A 19527-nucleotide genomic window follows, 5' to 3' on the forward strand; every position below is an offset into this window, starting at 1 on the left:
CGAATGGCCTCTTGGCTCTTGGCGTCTCGACATGGCGCGAAGTCAGAATGGCCGACTTCTGCTTGTGATTGGCTGCAGCACGCGAATAAGGATCGAGAGCGCGCAACCTCTAAATTCAGCCTTTTTTGCCCTGCCGATAGGGTGCTATTCCTGTGTCCGCCAGAACTTTGGTTCAAAAGTGCGGAACATTGGGTATCCCACCAACCATAGTGGTGGGAAACTCAAAGGTCTGCACAAGGCATCCGGCAAAGCGTTGATAAGACAATGCAATCTTGAGGCCGAAATTCGCGCGACCCGAAGTTCTGTTCATCTTGTGCTCAAAGTTGTGCCCTTGGGGGGATTAAAGTCAGCTTTGGTACACGGAAGGCTTCGTGGGCGCTGTCGCTTGGATTGGGTTGCGTTTGGCGACGTTAGGAGCCTCGACGTTCAACGATCCAGAGCGTTGATCACGCGATCGCGCCGTCGCGGGCTCAATATTCCGAAGAGGCATCCGCAAAACGGGCAGCATGCACCGATCTCAAGATCGGCTCATGCGCACAGTAGGCAGGCCGTAAACTGCCCGAAGGATGAACCGGCAGGCAGGCGGTGACCGTTGATCATCGCTGTCGATCAGTGCCCACACACGAGTGGGGTAAATGTTCGGCGCTGATTGGGGACAGATGCCTTGCCGATTCACAGCGAAATTTTATCGTGTTTTATGGGCGAAAGCTTTCCGCGATTTAGTCCGTCGTGGCTTTATGAACCGACTATGAGGAGGTGCCGTCCCATATGGCCTGTACGCTGCTTCCGTGAAGACCTTCGGTTCGCCTTCGATCCTGAAACTTTCGAGGCGATGGTCCCGAGGACCCGTTTACAGCGGTCAGCGATATACTTAGCATCTCACGTTGTGAGAATGCTCCGCGAGATGTTTGGCTGCGATATAGCCGAATGTAAGCGCTGGCCCCAAGGTGATGCCGCCTCCGGGGTAGTTGCCTCCCATAATGCTGTTCAGATCGTTGCCTGCTGCGTAAAGGCCCGGGATCGGTCGGCCTTCATGATCGGTGACCCGGCTGTACCGATCTGCGCGCAGACCCGCAAAGGTGCCGAGATCGCCAACAACAACCTCGACGGCATAGAATGGGCCCGTTGCAAGCGGCGCCAGACATGGATTGGGTTCGAAATCCGGATCTCCATTAAACCGATTGTAGGAGGTCGTACCTTTCCCGAAGGCCTTGTCCTCTCCATTGGCGATGTCTTTGTTCCACTGATCCACAGTTGCTTCGAGAGCCGTGGCATCGATACCCGCGGCGCGGGCAAGCTCTGCAACGGTTTTTCCGGTCTTCAGATAGCCCGACCGGATATTGCCGCCAACCGGAACGGGGAACGGCTTGACGAAGCCCAAGCCATATCGGGTGAGGAACGGCTGATCGACGACGAGATACGCCCGGGCGGCGGCGTCGGTGCCGACCGCCGCGAACAGTGCCTGGCAAAAATCGTGATAGGAGTTGGCTTCATTGACGAAGCGCTTGCCGTTCGGCAGCACGGCGATCAGGCCGGGCTTGGCGCGGTCGATGAAATGCGGGAATACGCCATAGCTGCCGTCGCGTCGCGGGACGCGCGATACCGGCACCCAGGCTGCGGCGTTGGGATAGCCCTTCTCGGCAACAGCGCCGACTTCCTCGCCGAGCCGCAACCCGTCGCCCGTGTTTCCTTTCGGCGCGGGCGAAAAGTGCCCGTCATTGCTGCGGTCGTGCGGAAACATTTCTCGTCGCCGGCTCATGTCTTGCGGGAACCCCCCGGCTGCCAGGACCACGCCTCGTTTCGCTCTGACCGTGATGTCACCGCTCTTCGTATTGATGACGGCGCCCGTCACGGCGTCTCCTTCGCGTATCAATCTGGCTACCGGCGAATCCGTCCAGACATCGACTCCCAGATCCAGTGCGCTTCGGAACAGACGGGCGACCAAGGCATTGCCGTTTGTCAGCAACATGCCGCGCTGGTAGAGCGCGAGATCGCGCGCATGCGCCAGCAATCGCTGCGCAACGTAGGCGGCCGACTTCAGCGAGCGCGTGACGTTGAAGAAATGCTTGAGTTCAGGACCGGACCCGATCATGAGGCCCACGAATGTGAGTTCGGGAAGCGGGGGGCTCAATCTGTTGAGCTCTTTTCCGAGCCCCTGGGCGCGATAGGGAAGTGCCTTGATCGAGCGCCCGCCGGCGCGGCCGCCCGGCGCGTCCGGATGATAGTCTGAAAATGCCGATGCCGGTTCGAATTGCAGCGCGGTCTTTTCGTGGAAGAACGCAATGGCCTCCGGACCTTCCTGGAGAAATGCTTCGACATTCTCCGCGTTGAAGTGGTTGCCGGCCTCATGCCGCAGGTAGGTCCGCGCGGCGTCCACGGTGTCCTCGATTCCATCGGCCCGGGATATCGGGTTGTTCGGCACCCACATGAAGCCGCCCGAGAGAGCGGTCGTGCCGCCGACCCATTTCTCCTTCTCTGCGACGATGACCTTCAAGCCTCGTGCCTGGGCCGCGACTGCGGCGGCAAAGCCGCCCGCGCCAGAACCTACAACGAGTACATCGCAATCGACGGTCTGCGCCATCCTAGTTTCCTTTGTCATTGTCGGCATTGTTGCCTGCCGAGCTTCTTATGAATTCGCGACGCGCCCGGAGTTCATCACCGATCTGACTGTCGCGTCGCGAAAGCCATGACCCATAGCGAGCCGGCCAATCCGAGTAATCGGGATCCAGCCCAAGCATTTCCCTTGCTCGCCTCGGCCAATAGGGATCATTGAGCGCCTCGCGGGCGATCGCGACCAGGTCGGCCGCGCCGGACTGCAGGATGTCTTCTGCCTGCCGTCCATCGACGATCATCCCCACAGCCTGGGTCACGACGCCCGCACCGCGCTTGATGTCATTGGCGAAGCCAACCTGGAAACCGAGTCCGCGGGGTACGTTGCTCCGGCGTGTTTCTTCGGAAAGGCCGCCGGACGACACGTCAATGACGTCAACACCCACGTTGGAAAGATCCCGCGCAAGATGCACCGAATCATCCACCGACCATCCCCCTTCCGCGCCATCGATTGCGGATAGTCTGCAGAACAGAGGCATGCCATCCGGTATCCCGGAACGGACGCGCTCTGCTATCTCCAATGCAAGGCGCATACGGTTGTCTCTGCTTCCACCATATGCATCGGACCGATGGTTGGAGATTGGCGAAAGAAAGCTGGCGAGCAGATATCCATGGCCGAAGTGCAGTTCGATGGCATCAACGCCCGCGGCGACAGCGCGTGCGGCGGAAGCGGCGAACTGGTCGGCCACGTCCCGGATGTCGCTCTCGTCGAGCGGTTCCGGAACGCTCCATTCGGGACCGGCTGCCACCGGGCTCGGTCCGATCCGCCGCCATGGCGTGCCGTCGGGAAAATGCATATCTTCAAGCGTGAACGCTTGCCCGCCCTCCCAGAGCGGCTGGGAACCCGCCTTGCGCCCGGCATGTGCCAACTGCACGCCAACCGGCACTCCCTGGTCATGGACGAAATCGATGACACGCTTGAGTGGTTCGATCTGATCATCTGACCAAAGGCCGAGATCGTCGATGCCGATGCGACCATGCGGAGACACCGCCGTGCTCTCTGTGAAAATAAGGCCCGCGCCTCCCATCGCAAACTTGCCGAGATGAACGAGGTGCCAGTCGGTTGCCTTTCCCTGGTCCGCGGCGTGCTGGCACATCGGCGAAATGACGATGCGGTTGCGAAGCGTCAGCCCGCGCAGCGTCAGCGGAGAAAACAGGAGGCGTGCGTTGGTCCTTGGCATTTCAGATAACGACGTGGGGTTCGACGAGAAAGGCCGTGATGGTCTCCAGAAAATGGAGCGCATGCGCTTGAGACGTGTCGGCTGCCGGCGACCTGAACGCTGCGCAAAGATCCTGCTGGTTCCGGAACCACATCTCGACGATGCCGTCCAATGGCGGCTCCCCCGTGTCGTCGTCGATACCCGGCGCCTGGCCACGACCGATCACCAGGTTCTGCGTGTAACCCGCAAGCAGGGGGAAATCAGCGACCATCGCGGCATGTTTGCCGAGCCATTCAGTACGAAACTCGTCTCGCGACATTCCCTTTCGTCTCTCGAGAATGGATATTCGCTTGATCAGCGGACTATCGGCCCGCGGCACCACGACGGTTTGCTCGGCCACGATCACCGTTGTCGCCGCAATCAGCCTGGGAGAGTCTGCCACCGTTGGCGGGTAGGCGTCGGAGGCGATTGCACGGTCCATCGATGCGAGATCGTCAAACCAGAGTTCGGAGATCCCATCGAGATCCCAATTGCCGCGATCATGGTCGATCGCCAGCTGGGTTTTGTCAACGATATGGTTCTGGTGATAAGCGCGCAGCCCCGGCATCTTTGCGGCGAGCGGTCCGTGGACCTCGCGCCAGTGACGACGGAATTCTGCGGTTGAAAGGCCGGGCAGCTTCTTTGAAAGTCCCATTCTGACGATCATGTGACTCTCACAGTGCTAGGTAGCCGCCATCGACGACAAGCGTCGTGCCTGTAACGTAGCTGGACATGGTCGAGGCCAGGAAGACGGTCGGCCCGACCAGTTCTTTAGGGTCGCCATAGCGGCCCATGGGAATTCTCGCCAGGAAGCGCTCCGATCTCTCCGCATTGGAGCGCGTCGCCTCTGTCATGGCTGTGGCGAAGGTGCCGGGTGCAATGGCATTGACCCGTACGCCATCCTTGGCGAGTTCATGCGCCATGCTCTGGGTCAGGGCTCTGACGCCGGCTTTCGAGACCGGGTAGCTGACTGAGGTCGCGGTCGAGACAAATGACGCGATCGACGCGATGTTGATGATTGCGCCCTTGGTTTTTCGCAATGCCGGGAGAAACGCGACGGAGACGTTCAACGTGCCCCGCAGATTGACATCCAGCGCGGCATTCCAATGCGCAAAAAGGTCGGGACTGTCGATCGTGTGTCGCGGACAAATGCCGGCATTGTTGACGACGATCGAGACGTCTCCGACGGATGCTGCGATCTCTTTTGCCAGATCCTCGCACTCGGTCGCGTCTGTAACATCCAGCCGGAACGCCCAGGCCTGTCCGCCCGAATCGCGGATACGCCGCGCGGTCGTCTCCGCTGAGTGCGCTGCGATATCAGTCACGATCACGCGGGCACCTTCGGCAGCGAGGCCTAGGGCAATTGCTTCGCCATTGCCCTGTCCAGCGCCGGTAACGAGCGCAACTCTGGCGTCAAGAAGCATTGCTTCCTCCTCATTTCACGCATTTTTGGCCGCCGCTTCCGAACGGGACAAATTCTGCTATAGCGAATAAGTTCGGTAATAACAAATTTATTTTGCAAAACGGCCTCTGCTCCCATTGCGCGGGAGAGGACCGCTTGATAGTGAAGACGACGATCAACGAGACGGCGTTCAAGCCGGCCGAGCGCGACAACAATCAGCCGCCCGAAATCCTGCGCCTCTTGTGAAAGGCCTGTGTTCGGAGACGGCGGTAGCAACAGGGGAGAAGAAACAATGACGTCAATCAGGACGACCAGTCGCCGTGGCTTCAACAAGCTTGCGATCTCGGGAATATTCACCGCCTCTCTTGGAGCTCTGACGGCTGGGCGGGCCTGGGCCGACGGGCCGGTCAAGCTCGGATTTAATGGTGACCTTTCGGCTTCGCCATCGGCACAGTCCGGGCGGGCTGCGGTGGTCGGCATCCAGGCCGCGATCGATGATCTCAAGACGCAGGGCACAGGCCTGGGTTACGACTTCACCTTGGTCGTGCGCGACGATCTTTCGCAGCCGCCGAAGTCGATTCAAAACATGTCCGATCTGATTGACAACGAAAAGGTCGTTGCCGTGCTCGGTCCGACGAATTCGGGCAACGCGCTCGCATGGCGGCAAATTCCGAACCAGAAGCAGATTCCGGTGATGGGGTGCATCGGATCGGCTACGGATATCGTGAAGCCGATGAGTCCCGGAGCTGACAACTACATGTTTCGCGTCGGCAGCGTCGATCGCACGCAGATCGTCACGTTGATGGGCTATGCCAAAAAAAGCAAGGCCGTCAAAAACGTAGGATTTCTCACCGAGACGACGGGGTATGGCCAGGGCGGCCTCAAGGACTTGCAGGAAATCGCCGTTCTGCAGGGCATCACGCCGGTCGCCAACGAAAAGTTCAACGTCAACGACACCGACATGACCTCCCAGCTCGGCAAGATGAAGGCGGCGGGAGTGGACACCGTGCTCGTCTGGGCGCAGGGCACTCCCATCGGCCAATTGATGCGGAGCATGGAGAAGATTGACTACTTCCCGATTGTGTTGACGAGCTGGGCCGCGGACAACCTGAGCTTTATCAACGCGGCAGGACCGGCGCTCGCCGAGAAGCCGATTTTCCTGCGGACGGTTTCCGAAGCTCGCACGCCGTTTCAGCAGAAGTTTTTCGACCGGATTCGGCCGAAGATCGACGCCGACTCCGCGTTCTCCTTTGCGGTACATGGCTACGATTCCACAATGTTGCTCGCTGCCGCGATCCAGCAGGCAGGCACAACCGCGGGGCCGAAGGTGCGTGAAGCGCTGGAGGATCTGAAGAAGCCGTTCGATGGTTATGCAAAATCCTACAACAAGCCGTTCAGCAAGACCGAGCATGACGCACTGACGGCCGCGGATCAGCGCTGGACATGCTGGCGTGGCGGCAAGCTGGCCGCCTACAACGACGAGGTCGTTGCGTCCCTTAAGCCCGAAGACTTCAAGGGATAGTGCGGTTGGCGGCCTGACGGCCTCGACTGTCTGGTTCAGCCAAGAGGGAGGGGCGCGAGTGCTTGCAACATATCTGCAGGTCCTGATGAGTGGTTTGGCGGTGGGAGGAGTTTACGCTCTGATCGCCTTGAGCTTTAGCATCACATTCACGACGACGAAGACACTCAATTTTTCGCAGGGTGAATTTATCGGTTTCGGGGCCTTCCTTGGTGTGACGGTTCTCTACCTGCTATCGGCCGATCACGGCAGTTCCGGTGTTGCCGGGTTGGCCGGCAGCGCTTCCGCCGGATTAAACTATCCGATTGCGGCGCTTGCCGTGGGCTGCGTCACCGGTGTGCTCGGCATCGTGATCTTCCTTGCTGCGATACGACCGTTCTCGGGAAAGCCGGGGATGTCGTGGGTGATGAGCACGATCGGTTTCGGCGTCATCCTCCAGAGCATTGGACTTGCTGTCTGGGGGCCAGCCCCCGTGAAGCTGCCTTCGCCTTTCGGCGACGACGTGCTGCGGATTGCGGGAGCAGGGGTCCGCCCCCAGGAAGTTCTCGTGTTCGTGACGGCCGTCGTCCTGATGGTCGCACTTGATGTCGTGATGCGCGCAACGCGGATAGGCAAGGCAATGCGCGCGGTCGCCCATAATCCGGCGGTCGCATCGCTGATGGGGATCAACGTGACGGCTGTCATGATCGGTGCATTCGTGCTTTCCAGTGCGCTGGCCGGTTTGGGTGGCGTGCTGGTTGCGCCGATCGCATCGGCGTCGCTTTTCATGGGCCTGGGGATCGCCTTGAAGGCTTTCTCAGGAGCCATCATGGGCGGATTGGACAACCCGCGGGGCTGCATTTTCGGGGGATTCGCTCTCGGACTTCTGGAGCAGGGTGTTGCGCTGTGGCAGGCCCAGTGGCGTGAGATCGTTATTTTTGCATTGATCATCCTCGTGCTTTCAGTCTGGCCCAACGGGCTGTTCGGATCGCGCTCGTTCGATAAGGTCTGATCCGATGCGAGGAACACTGGTCGCCATCGGTCTGGCTGTCGTGGCCGCTTTGATTGTCGGAATCATTGGCAACGACTTCTATCTCCGCGTTATGTTTTCGATTTGCGTCTATTTTCTCTGCGCCGTCGGCACCAACGTCCTCGTGGGCTATGCCGGTCAGAAATCTCTTGGACAAGCTGGCCTCTTCGCCGCAGGCGCATACTCGGCCGCTCTTCTCACCACGTCCTGGGACATGAACCCGTGGCTGGCCTTGATTGTTGCGGTCGTTATATCAGCGTTGTTCGGTATCCTGATCGCCGCGCCGTCCTTGCGCGTCAGAGGGCCGAGCCTGGCGATGGTGACGCTGGCGTTTGGAATCGTGGTCGAAAAATTCGTGACCGAGACCTCGGACGTGTTCGGCGGGGCCATGGGCATCTACGCGATCAAGTCGCTAACGTTCAATGGTTCTCCATTCGACATGAAGCAGTGGGTATGGTTTGGCATCCTGGCCTCGCTCGCGGTGTACCTGCTGTTGTGCAACCTGCTGACCGGCCGTTTTGGCCGGGCACTTCTCTCGATCCAGGCGGACGAGATTGCGGCCTCTGCGATGGGCGTTCCCGTACTGCGTTACAAGATCATCGCATTCGTGATCGCCGCGGCGACCTGCGGCCTTGCAGGCGCTCTGGTCGCGCAACAGAACCAGTATATCAATTCGGACTTCATCAACTTCAACCTGTCGATCTTCATCCTGCTGCTGGTGATGTTCGGCGGAAGTGGCTCTCTCGCTGGTCCGTTGCTGGGCGCGGTTTTCCTGACAATACTCAATAGCGTCCTGGCACGCTGGACCTGGGCCGAGCATTTTGCGAACGGAGCCTTGTTGCTGTTCGCCCTTTATGTGATGCCGCGCGGGTTGGCTGGGTTCCTGGATGATGTCCTCTCGAAATTTGGACGCCAGCGGGCGGCATCGCCGGCACCTCCGCTTCCGGCCGTCGGCGGACTGGCACATAAAGTGAAAGCCGATCGGTCGGCGGTTCTCTTGCAGGCGCAGGGTATTTCGAAGTCCTACGGTGGCGTGAAGCCGGCGCAGAATCTCGATGCGACCCTGACAGGCGGCAGCATCCACGCGCTCATAGGACCGAACGGAGCCGGGAAAAGCACGTTCATCAACATCCTGTCGGGCATCGTGCGGCCGGACAAGGGAACGATCACTTTCCGCGGCGAAAGCATCGCGCAGAAGCCCGTTCACGCCATCTGTGCGAGAGGCATCGCCCGAACCTTTCAAAACCTTCGATTGTTCAAGGATCTCAGCGTTCGTACCAATATCCTGGTTGGCCAGCATCGATGCATGACGAACGGGATCTGGTTGTCTCTGCTCGGACTGCCGGCTGCCAGACGCGAGGAAGCAAAGGCGCTCGGCAATGTTGAGGCCATTATGCAGTTCGTCGGTTTGGCGGATTTCGCCGACAAGAACGCGGGAGGACTGGCTTACGGTCTGCAGCGGCGTGTTGAATTGGCTCGTGCGCTTGCGACGGAGCCGGATCTGCTGTTGCTCGACGAACCAGCGGCGGGATTGAATCCCCAGGAGACTGCTGAGCTCGGCGATCTTCTCGTGCGCATCCGCGACCAGGGCATCACGATGCTTTTGGTCGAGCATCACATGGATCTGGTGATGAAGATCGCCGACTACATCATCGTGCTCGATTACGGCGAGAAGATCGCCGAGGGTACCCCGTCCATGGTTCAGAATAACAGCAAGGTCACCGAGGCGTATCTCGGCGTTGACGATCCGGACGAAGAATGCGTGCCGATCGCCTCGGCCGCATCAGCACCGTGAGACAGCAAATGCTCCAGGTCGAAAACATCAACGTCTCCTACGGGCCGATCGAGGCCGTCTCGCAAGCGAGCATCGAGGTGAAGGAAGGCGAGGTCGTCGCGATCGTCGGGGCCAATGGCGCCGGAAAGACGACGCTTCTCAAGTCGATCGCGGGATTGATGCTGCCGAGCAGCGGGCAGATCGTTTTCGACAATACGGAAATCACGCGGATGGAGCCACACCGTCGCGTAGAGATCGGTATCGCCCTGTCGCCGGAGGGGCGCCAGGTATTTTCCGACCAGACCATCAGGGACAACCTTGAACTGGGCGCCTATGCCCGGCGTTTGGGCAAGGCCGCGATGCAGACTGCGGTCGAAGAGCAGTACGAGCTATTCCCGCGTCTCCGCGAGCGGCGCGACCAGATTTCGGCGACGCTGTCGGGTGGAGAACAGCAGATGCTGGCGATTGCGCGGGCGCTGATGGGTGCGCCCCGGTTGCTTTTGCTCGATGAGCCCTCGCTGGGACTGGCGCCGCTGATCATCAAGGAGATTTTCTCCATCATTCGCGGCCTGAGGGCGCGGGGGATGACGATTCTTCTGGTTGAGCAGATGGCCAATCAGGCACTGCGACTTGCCGATCGTGCCTATGTGCTCGATGGTGGACGGATCACCATCACCGGATCTGGATCGGAATTGCTTGCGCACCCCGAGGTACGCAGGGCGTACCTCGGCGCATCACACTAAACGTGGTCGGCAACGACTAAATCGGCAGCTACGGAGTAGGTTTTTGGCATGCCGTCCGTGATACCGACACACCCATAAGGACTACAGAAATGACGACGACAGGCTTTGCCTCCACCACCGATATGGCTGAAAAGAAGATAACATTTTCCGAGATCGGCACCGATCTGTTCGCCTTTACGGCGGAAGGCGATCCAAACTCGGCGGTCATTGTCGGCGACGATGGCTGCATCGTGTTCGACGCGCAGGCCACGCCTGCGCTTGCCAACAAGGTCATCGAACGCGTGCGCAGCGTGACCGACAAGCCGATCAAATATGTCGTGCTGTCGCATTATCACGCGGTGCGTGTTCTCGGCGCCTCCGCGTTTGAGGCGCAGGCTGTGGTCGCATCCTCGGAGACCCATCGGCTCGTGGCGGAGCGTGGCCAGCAGGACTGGGATTCGGAATTCGGTCGGTTTCCGCGACTGTTCCAGGGCTCAGAGAGCATTCCGGGGCTGACCTGGCCCACGCTGACGTTCGAAGGCGAGATGTCGATCTACCTCGGCAAGCGCGAGGTGCGGCTGATGCAGCTCGGCGCCGGGCACACGTCGGGCGATATCGTCGCCTGGGTTCCGGATGCGGAGGTCATGTTCTCCGGCGACCTGATCGAATATCATTCGGCCTGCTACTGCGGGGACGCCCACTTGCGCGAATGGCCAGCTACGCTCAACGAGATCCGTGACTTCAATCCGAAGGCAATCGCGCCCGGGCGCGGTGACGCGCTCAAGGGCCTTGCGACGGGCCGTGATGCCATTGCGATGACACGGGATTTCGTGACGTCGCTCTATGGTGCCGCGGAATCCGCGGTCGCGAAGGGGTGGCACCTCAAGCAGACGATGGCAGCCGCGCGAGAGGTGATGGATCCGAAATTCTCGAGCTTTGCCATTTACGAACATTGCCTGCCATTCAACGTCTCGCGGGCGTTCGACGAAGCCTCCGGGATCGACGATCCGGTGATCTGGACGGCAGAGCGCGATCAACAGATGTGGCACTCCCTGCAAAAGGCGTGAAGCACCGCGCCGGTCGAAATCAGACGTCTGGCGCACGGATGGTTGCGTGACTGTTGGCGGCGAACGGGAGTAGAATATATGACGAAGATCGCTGAAGCTGTTCTCTATGGCTATTTCCGGTCGACCGCCGCCTATCGCGTCCGCATTGCCCTGGGCCTGAAGGGCCTCAGCGCCGACAACAGGTTCATCCATCTGAGAAAGGGCGAGCAGGCCCAGCCGGCGTACCGCAATATCAACCCGGCCGGGCTGGTGCCATATTGGACGGATGGCAACTTCCACCTCGCTCAATCCCTTGCCATCATCGAATATCTCAATGAGATGTATCCGAACCCGCCCTTGCTTCCCGAGGCCGTCGAAGCCCGCGCGATCGTTCGTGAACTGGCGTTGGTTGTCTGTTGCGACATCCATCCGGTGGGAAATCTGCGCGTGCTGAATCGCCTGATCGAGCTGGGTGTCAGCGACGATGAGCGGGCCGAGTGGTCGCGACACTGGATCGTGAGTGGCTTCGAGGCGATCGAGGAACGTCTTGCGCGGTTGCCCGGGCCGTTCGCTCTGGGTGACCGGCCCACACTGGCGGATATCTGCATCGTTCCGCAGGTGTTCAACGCACGCCGTTTCGGAGTCGACCTGTCTCTCTATACCCGCATCCTTGAAATAGACGCGGCATCGGCCATGCTCGATGCGTTCACTGCGGCCGAGCCTGGCAGGCAGCCGGACGCCGAATAACTCTCACTCCAGGACTTCGCTTCATGCACCCCAACGATCCCAGCCTCCGGTCCTTCGTGGAAGTCGTTCCGTCGTCGGATTTTCCGATCCAGAACCTTCCGTATGGCGTGTTCTCGACGGCCGCGACGCCTTCGCCGCGGGTTGGTGTCGCCATCGGCAAGTTCGTTCTCGATCTTTCCGAGATGGAAAGAGCCGGCAAGCTGGGGGAGGGCCTGTCCGACGTCTTCGCCTCACCGAGCGTCAACCCGTTCATGGCGTTTGGACCGGTCGCCTGGACTGAGACGCGTGCGCGCATCAGCGCCTTGTTGCGTCATGACAATCCCGAACTGCGGGACGACACAGCCTTGCGCGAGCGGGCCCTGATTCCGCTTGAGAAGGCGAAACTGCATCTCCCGCTCGCGGTCTCCGGCTACACGGATTTCTATTCCTCCAGGGAGCATGCCACCAATGTCGGCGTCATGTTCCGCGGCAAGGACAATGCCCTGCAACCCAACTGGCTGCACATGCCGATCGGGTACAACGGCCGGGCCTCGACTGTGGTCGTCAGCGGCACAGAGGTCCTGCGGCCACACGGCCAGCTCAAGCCGCCATCGGCGGACGTGCCGTGGTTCGGCCCGTGCAAGCGCCTCGACTTCGAGCTGGAGATCGGTGTCGTCATTGGGCAATCCTCGCGCATGGGGGAGCGACTGACCGAATGCCAGGCCGAAGCGATGATCTTCGGTTTCGTCCTGCTGAACGACTGGAGCGCGCGCGACATCCAGCAATGGGAGTATGTGCCGCTGGGACCGTTTCAGGCCAAGGCGTTCGCGACCTCTATCAGTCCCTGGATCGTGACGCGCGAGGCGCTCGAACCGTTCCGTCTGCACGGCCCGGCGCAGGAGCCGGAACCGCTGGCCTATCTCCGCCAGACGAAGGCAAACAATTACGATCTGCGCCTTGAGGTGGGGCTTCGTGCAGCACGCATGAAGGATTACGTCACGATCTCGAACACGAACTTCAAATATATGTACTGGTCTTCCGTGCAGCAGCTTGTTCACCACGCGTCATCGGGATGCACCATGAATGTGGGTGACCTGCTTGGCTCAGGTACGATCAGCGGATCGGAGAAGCACCAGCGGGGCAGCTTGCTGGAGATAGGCTGGAACGGCACTGAGCCTGTCGAGCTGGCCGAGCACACCCGAAGAACGTTCCTGGAGGACGGCGATTCCGTGAATATTCTAGGTTTTTGCCAAGGTGATGGATACCGGATCGGATTCGGGAGCGTCGAGGGTACAATCGTGGCGAGTTAATGTGTTACAGAAATTGCCGTGTCGGATGGGGGCTGTATAGCATGGTCGACCGAAGCACGGACAAACTTTGAGGAAAATCAGATGGCCGTCGAGGGCAGGGGAATCCAGTCGATCGAGGTTGGCGGACGAATACTCAATGCGTTGATCGAACTCGGCCGACCAACGATGCTGCGTGATCTTGCATCAAAGGCTGACATGACGGCCGCCCAAGCCCACTCCTATCTCGTAAGCTATCGTAAGATGGGCCTTGTTGAACAGGAAACGACGAGCGGGCGCTATCTCCTCGGTCCAATGGCACTTCAGCTCGGGCTGGTCCGGATGCGGGCACTCGACCCGTTGCGGATTGCAAGTGATGTCGCGAGCGGGCTTTCCGAAGAAACCGGCTTTATGGTCACCGTGACCGTGTGGGGGGCTCACGGTCCGACCATTGTGCAGGTCCATGAAGCAGCTTACCCCGTCCATGTAAATCTGCGCGTCGGCGCTCTTTATACGGTGAGGGGTACGGCGACTGGACGCCTGTTTTCCGCGTTCTTTCCGTTCGAGGTCGTCAGACCGTTGTTGAACAAAGCGCTGCGCCTGGAGCAGAAGGCGAACGGTCACGCGGATAAAAAAATTCCTGCATCATGGATCGAGGATTTCGCCGAGATCCGACGGCAGGGTTACGCAGTCACGGCGGGCATACCGGTACCCGGCGTTAACGCCGTCAGCGTCCCGGTGTTTGATCAAAGCCAGAAAATGCAGTTCGGAATGACAGTGATCGGTCCGGCCGCTGAACTCAGCGTCAATTCGGGCAATCGCAAGCTTCTCGGGATCGTTGGTGAGATCCAGAAACTGTCGCGGCATCTGGGCTACATGCCGGAACTTGAAGCGTCGGATATCAGCATTCCCGTGAAGGAGCCACGCCAGTCCGGAAAACGTCTAAAGCCAGAGAAAATCACCAAGGCTGGCTCAGGCAATTCGCCCGTCTAGAGTTCAGGATACGTCGTCTCGTCCAACAGCTTCGCGCATACATCAAGTTTCTGAAGGATCACGACCAACTGCTTGGCCTCGTCTGGACTTAGCGAATCGACGAGTTTCCTTTGGATAGTCCGCGCATAGGGAATGATCTGCTGGTAAATCTCGGCACCGGCCGGCGAAAAAGCGAGGATCTGGGCTCTGGCATCCGCAGGGTTCGCAATTCTGGCGAGGAAACCCTTGTCGGCGAGCCGAATGACGGCGCGGCTGACGCGTACCCTGTCCATTCGCGTATGGTCTATGACCTGCTGCGTTGTCAGCTTGCCGTTCTCTCCGATGACCGCGAGAACCCGCCACTCTGGAATTGTGATTCCGAATTGCCGCTCATAGCCCTTGGCGATGAGCGCGCTCACAGTCTCTGCGACGACCGAAAGGCGGTACGGCAAAAACTCGCCGAGCGAGAGATTGGAAGATGAGCGCTTTGCAGGTTGCCGAGTCATTGACGTTCATCTCATATGATATGATATGATATTAATTTGCAGAGTAGGCCCATTTGAAGGGTAGCAACAGGGAGCGCAAGATGAATATGTTTACAGCCAATCCGGCTACCCCGGAACTCAGGCGACCAACCGCAATCTTTCCCGGATACATGTCGGGATTTGGTAACGGCTGCGAGACGGAGGCGCTTCCGGGAGCGCTTCCGGTCGCCCGCAACTCACCGCAGAAGTGCCCTTACGGACTATACGCCGAGCAACTCTCCGGCTCGCCGTTTACGGCGCCTCGCAAGACGAATGAACGGTCCTGGCTGTATCGCATTCGGCCCACCGTGGCGCACTGGTCCGACTTCCAGAAAATGGATGCTCGTTTGTGGCGGACGGCGCCGGCCCGTGAGGTCGACATGCCGATTGCGCCGCTGCGTTGGGATCCGCTGCCGATGACGTTGGAGTCGTTATCGTTCATCGAAGGGATGCGCAGCATGACAACGGCGGGGGACGCCGGAACGCAGGCAGGCATGGGTGCCCACGTCTATCTGGCGACGCGCTCGATGGTCGACGAATACTTCTACAATGCGGATGGCGAGATGTTGGTCGTGCCGCAGGATGGGCGGCTGCGCTTCTGTATGGAATTTGGCGTTATCGATGTTGAGCCCGGCGAGATTGTCGTGATTCCGCGCGGAGTGAAGATCCGGGTCGAACTGCTGGATAAGTCCGCGCGCGGTTACGTTTGCGAAAATTACGGAGGCGCCTTCACGCTTCCGGAGCGGGGGCCGATCGGTGCGAATTGTCTGGCAAATCCTCGCGACTTCCTGACGCCGGAAGCGGCATACGAAGTCAAAGAAGTTCGATCGCATCTTGCAGTGAAATGGGGTGGCACCATCTGGGGTGCTGAAATCGAGCATTCACCTCTGGATGTCGTGGCGTGGCATGGCAACTACGCGCCCTACAAGTACGACCTTCGGAAATTCTCGCCCGTGGGGCCAGTCCTGTTTGACCACGCAGATCCGTCGATCTTCACGGTGCTGACATCGCCCTCGGAAACGCCCGGCACGGCGAACATCGACTTCGTGATCTTCCCCGAAAGATGGATGGTCGGGGAGAACACCTTCCGCCCGCCATGGTACCATATGAACGTCATGAGCGAATTCATGGGCTTGGTGTACGGCCGCTATGACGCGAAGCCTGAAGGATTTCTTCCCGGCGGCGTGTCGTTGCATAACTGCATGTTGCCGCATGGGCCAGACGCCGAGGCATTCGAGACCGCGAGCAACGCCGATCTCAAACCCCAGAAACTGGAAGGGACCCTGGCATTTATGATCGAGACGCGCTTTCCTCAGCAGGTAACTGCGTTCGCCGCTGCATCGCCCGAACTACAGAAGGGCTACGGCGCATATGGACGCCACCTTGTGAGCCACTTCAATCCAACCGAGCGCTAAGAAGCGCCGGTTCTCCGTTGACTTGTCAACTTTCAGGCTACCGATTCTCAAGGCTGTAAGACCGCCCCATGCTGTTGGACCGCGCGGAGCAGTGCATCAATCAGAACGCGCACTTTTCGTTGAATAGAGCGCCAACGGGGCCACAGGGAGCGAAGCGGCATTTTGCCGCCCGCGAACTGATCCAGTACCGGAACCGGTGACACTGCATTCAGATGGTCCACGATCAACCAGGTAAGCAAGTGGCAAGATACCACGCCCGCCAGTTCGGCCGCGAAAAATGACGTCATCCGATGATGCAATCGCGTATGGTCATCTCCTCCGAGAATGGCTGTGTCTCGGCTCCGAATATCCCCCCGGCGCCCGACACGGGCCCCCGTGCTAAGGAAAAATCTGAAGTAATTTGCAGCGCTTCAGTTATCTCGTGTGGGGTCAGCCTTGGGCGCCGATCGGGGGCAAAGGCCAAGCCGATTCACAACCTGGCCTCAACTCCCGACATCGATGGCGTCAGCTACGCCTTTTTGCACAAATGCAATGATGAAAGTTCCGCTGCCGACAGTGTGCGTGTGGGGAGTACTCGCGAGGATGTCGTTTATTGCTCGGCCGACGGTGGCCGCGTCGTTAGTTGACAAAGACGTAGCCCACCCAGCCATCAAACCCTGTTTCTACAAACCTCTCTTCAGAATACTCAGCACCGTTTCAATTCCTCATTGGTCGTCTAACTGTTCGCTATATGTTCTTTACGATCATTGAGATTTGAGAAGCCGCGGCAATGTGCCAGGCCTTAGGTCTGAGGCCTTTTAGTCAACTGGATTTGAAAGATAGGCGATCCGAATGACCTCTTGCCTCTTGGCGTCTCGACATGGCGCGAAGTCAGAATGGCCAATTTCTGCTTTGTGAGTGGCTGCAGGACGCGAATGAGGGTCGAGAGCGTGAAACCCAAGACTAAGCCTTTTTCAGCCTGTCGATAGGGTGTTAATCCTGTGTTCGCCAGAACTCTGGCTCAAAAGTGCAGATCATTGGGTATCCAACCACATAGGGCCAAGAATGAAGAAAAACGCAATCCGATGATGGATGTTCTCAACCTGGCGCTGCCGTATTTCGGGTTGATCTTCATCGGCTTTGCCTGCGGCAAGGTGAAGAGCCTGCCCGAAGCCGGCCTCGCCTGGATGAACTTCTTCCTGCTCTACGTCTCGCTGCCCGCGCTGTTCTTCCGCATCATGGCGAAGACGCCGTTCGAGGAACTCAACAACCTGCCATTCGTGATCGCCACCACGGCGGCAACGGCGAGCGCGTTCTTCCTGTCGGCCTGGGTCGGCAAGGCGATCGGGCGGCTGACGCTGCGCGAGGCGGCGATGGCCGGGCTATCGGGCGGCTATGGCAATATCGGCTATATGGGGCCGGGGCTGGCGCTGGCGGTACTGGGCAGCCAGGCAGCGGTGCCGACCGCGCTGGTGTTCTGCTTCGACAGCATCTTCCTGTTCTCGATCGTGCCGCTGGCCATGGCCCTGACCGCCGGCGACAGGCGGCCGTGGCTTCCAACCATCGGCATCGTCATCAAGCACATCGTGCTGCATCCTTTGATCGTCGCGGCCTATCTCGGCGCGCTGGCGGCGGCCTTCCACGTCCAGATGCCGGTGGCGATCGATGGCATGCTGTCGTTCTTGCAGAATTCGGCCGCCCCCGTGGCGCTGTTCACGCTCGGCGTCACCGTGGCGCTGCGGCCGTTGGCCCGGGTGCCGTGGGAGGTTCCGGCGCTGATCGGCGTCAAGCTGATCGTGCATCCCTTGATCGTGTTCGCGTTGCTGCTGCTGGCCGGGCCGTTCCCGCCGGAATGGGCGGCGACCGCCGTGCTGCTAGCGTCACTGCCGCCGGCGCTCAACGTGTTCGTGATCGCCCGGCAATACGACACCTGGATCGAGCCGGCCTCGGTCGCGGTGCTGGTTGGCACCTTCGTGTCGGTGATCTCGCTGACATCGGTGATGTATCTGCTGAAGACCGGGCAGATCGCGTTTCCCTAGGAGCTCCGCCGCCGCGACGGCGACATGCCCTCGCGCATCGCGAGGCGCCGCAGCGGGGCGATGGCGCCGATCAGTTGCATGCCGACGCTGCGCACCGCCTGCACCGGCAGCAACTCGCTGAGCAGCGAGCGATTGGCCATGTCGATGGCGAAGGTGCGGCTGGCGATATCGCTGCGCCTTGCCCGCTCGAATTGCCCCAGCACGGCTTCGGCGCCGGGGTCCTGGGCCGAACGCATCGCGTCGCTGACGATGCGGGCGATGTCGTCGGCGTCGCGCAGGCCCATGTTGAGACCCTGCGCGCCGATCGGCGGCACCACATGCGCTGCCTCGCCGACCAGCACGACGCGGTTTTTCGCAACCTTGTTCGGCGTCTCGATGGCGAGCGGAAAAAGCGAGCGGCCGGGCTCGACGGTGACGCGGCCGAAAATCGAATGCGACTGCTTCTCGACGGCGGCGGCGAGATCATCGTCACTGAGCGCCATCAGCCGCTCGGCTTCTTTCGGCTTCGAGACCCAGACCACGCTGCAGCGCTGGTCCGGCAGCGGCACGAACACGCAGGGGCCGAACGGGGTGTGGAACTCGGTCGAGGCGTTGCGGTGCGGACGGCCGAGCGCGAGATTGAAGGTGAGGGCGGACTGGCCGAGCGGCTTGCGCTTGACCTCGATGCCGGCAGCGTCGCGGCACAGCGATTGCCGGCCGTCGGCGGCGACGACCAGACGCGCCGACAGCGAGGTGCCCTGCGTCGTGTGGATCACGACGTCGCTGTCGCCGGTGCGGACCGTATCGGCATCGCCTTCGATGCGGCTGAGACCGGGCAGTTCGTCGGCGCGGGATTCCAGAGCAGCCGTCAGGTCGCGGTTGGCGATGTTGTAGCCGAACGCCTCCATGCCGATTTCCCCGGACACGAATTTTACTTCCGGCGCACGGATCAGACGCGCGGTATCGTCGACCAGCCGCATGGTGGTCAGCGCCGCCGATTGCCCCGCGCAGCGGCGCCAGACGTCGAGCCGTTCGAGGAAATCGGTGGAACCGCCAAGCAGCGCGGTGGTGCGGTTGTCAGCATAGGCGGCGCGACGCGCGACCAGTGCGACGCGGGCGCCGGCGTCTGCCAGCGCGATGGCCGAGGCGAGGCCGGCAGGGCCGCCGCCGACCACGGCGACGTCGTAGGGAAGGAAGCTTTCAGTCATTAGAAGAGCATCGGCGTTTGCGCGGCATATTTCAAGCCGGCTTTCGCGCCGGCCAGCCCTGCGGCGTCGCATCCGCCGCTGGGCAACGGCTCCCGATTGCTGCTAGCATGACCCAGCC

Annotated in this window: 16 protein-coding genes; 10 read left to right on the plus strand and 6 right to left on the minus strand. The window is 60.3% G+C overall.

Going from position 1 to position 19527, the window contains the following annotated elements:
• Positions 1 to 871: 871 nt before the first annotated feature.
• From FNL56_RS15760 to FNL56_RS15775, 4 genes are read right to left on the minus strand one after another with little or no spacing between them, the layout of a single operon-like run.
• Positions 872 to 2581: an FAD-dependent oxidoreductase gene (locus FNL56_RS15760; RefSeq protein ID WP_441351231.1), complete on the minus strand. Its 1710-nt coding sequence runs from the start codon at positions 2579 to 2581 to the stop codon at positions 872 to 874.
• 1 nt (position 2582) lies between these two features.
• Positions 2583 to 3791 (minus strand): NADH:flavin oxidoreductase/NADH oxidase, encoded by a 1209-nt coding sequence (locus FNL56_RS15765; protein WP_143573866.1) that lies wholly within the window; start codon positions 3789 to 3791, stop codon positions 2583 to 2585.
• Position 3792: 1 nt separating this feature from the next.
• Positions 3793 to 4476, minus strand: coding sequence for an EthD domain-containing protein (locus tag FNL56_RS15770; protein WP_143577982.1), 684 nt, complete (start codon positions 4474 to 4476; stop codon positions 3793 to 3795).
• Between the two features lie 7 nt (positions 4477 to 4483).
• A complete protein-coding gene (locus tag FNL56_RS15775) occupies positions 4484 to 5233 on the minus strand; it encodes an SDR family NAD(P)-dependent oxidoreductase (protein WP_143573869.1) in 750 nt (249 codons plus the stop codon).
• A gap of 270 nt (positions 5234 to 5503) precedes the next feature.
• Here FNL56_RS15775 and FNL56_RS15780 point away from each other — a divergent pair, with 270 nt between their 5' ends.
• The 8 genes from FNL56_RS15780 to FNL56_RS15815 all read left to right on the plus strand — a co-directional run bounded on the left by FNL56_RS15780 (position 5504) and on the right by FNL56_RS15815 (position 14286).
• On the plus strand, positions 5504 to 6733 hold the full coding sequence (locus FNL56_RS15780) for an ABC transporter substrate-binding protein (protein ID WP_143573871.1): 1230 nt from the start codon (positions 5504 to 5506) through the stop codon (positions 6731 to 6733).
• A gap of 58 nt (positions 6734 to 6791) precedes the next feature.
• A complete protein-coding gene (locus FNL56_RS15785; protein ID WP_143573873.1) occupies positions 6792 to 7721 on the plus strand; it encodes a branched-chain amino acid ABC transporter permease in 930 nt (309 codons plus the stop codon).
• Between the two features lie 4 nt (positions 7722 to 7725).
• Entirely contained in the window at positions 7726 to 9534 is a 1809-nt protein-coding gene (locus FNL56_RS15790; RefSeq protein ID WP_143582133.1) for a branched-chain amino acid ABC transporter ATP-binding protein/permease, read from the plus strand.
• Positions 9535 to 9542: 8 nt separating this feature from the next.
• Positions 9543 to 10256, plus strand: a complete 714-nt coding sequence (locus FNL56_RS15795) for an ABC transporter ATP-binding protein (RefSeq protein WP_143576188.1) — start codon at positions 9543 to 9545, stop codon at positions 10254 to 10256.
• Between the two features lie 89 nt (positions 10257 to 10345).
• Complete coding sequence (locus FNL56_RS15800; RefSeq protein WP_143582134.1) at positions 10346 to 11302, plus strand: MBL fold metallo-hydrolase; 957 nt, start codon at positions 10346 to 10348, stop codon at positions 11300 to 11302.
• Between the two features lie 78 nt (positions 11303 to 11380).
• Entirely contained in the window at positions 11381 to 12028 is a 648-nt protein-coding gene (gene maiA, locus FNL56_RS15805; protein ID WP_143573879.1) for a maleylacetoacetate isomerase, read from the plus strand.
• Between the two features lie 23 nt (positions 12029 to 12051).
• Positions 12052 to 13317, plus strand: a complete 1266-nt coding sequence (fahA, locus tag FNL56_RS15810) for a fumarylacetoacetase (RefSeq protein ID WP_143582135.1) — start codon at positions 12052 to 12054, stop codon at positions 13315 to 13317.
• Between the two features lie 81 nt (positions 13318 to 13398).
• The gene (locus tag FNL56_RS15815) at positions 13399 to 14286 is read left to right on the plus strand and encodes an IclR family transcriptional regulator (protein ID WP_143582136.1); all 888 of its coding nucleotides are present in this window, start codon (positions 13399 to 13401) and stop codon (positions 14284 to 14286) included.
• Here FNL56_RS15815 and FNL56_RS15820 read toward each other — a convergent pair.
• Complete coding sequence (locus FNL56_RS15820; protein ID WP_143577985.1) at positions 14283 to 14771, minus strand: MarR family winged helix-turn-helix transcriptional regulator; 489 nt, start codon at positions 14769 to 14771, stop codon at positions 14283 to 14285. The genes FNL56_RS15815 and FNL56_RS15820 overlap by 4 nt on opposite strands.
• 80 nt (positions 14772 to 14851) lie before the next feature.
• Between FNL56_RS15820 and hmgA the strand changes: the two genes are divergently transcribed.
• Together hmgA and FNL56_RS15830 are read left to right on the plus strand one after the other, a co-directional pair.
• Positions 14852 to 16204: a homogentisate 1,2-dioxygenase gene (gene hmgA, locus FNL56_RS15825; protein WP_210245401.1), complete on the plus strand. Its 1353-nt coding sequence runs from the start codon at positions 14852 to 14854 to the stop codon at positions 16202 to 16204.
• A gap of 1064 nt (positions 16205 to 17268) precedes the next feature.
• Entirely contained in the window at positions 17269 to 18222 is a 954-nt protein-coding gene (locus tag FNL56_RS15830; protein WP_143573887.1) for an AEC family transporter, read from the plus strand.
• On the opposite strand, the gene FNL56_RS15835 is transcribed toward FNL56_RS15830, so the two are convergent.
• Complete coding sequence (locus FNL56_RS15835) at positions 18219 to 19409, minus strand: UbiH/UbiF family hydroxylase (protein WP_143577986.1); 1191 nt, start codon at positions 19407 to 19409, stop codon at positions 18219 to 18221. The two genes, FNL56_RS15830 and FNL56_RS15835, sit on opposite strands and share 4 nt — an antisense overlap.
• Positions 19410 to 19527: the final 118 nt, after the last annotated feature.

It is taken from the genome of Tardiphaga sp. vice304 (genome assembly GCF_007018905.1).
Lineage (GTDB): Bacteria > Pseudomonadota > Alphaproteobacteria > Rhizobiales > Xanthobacteraceae > Tardiphaga.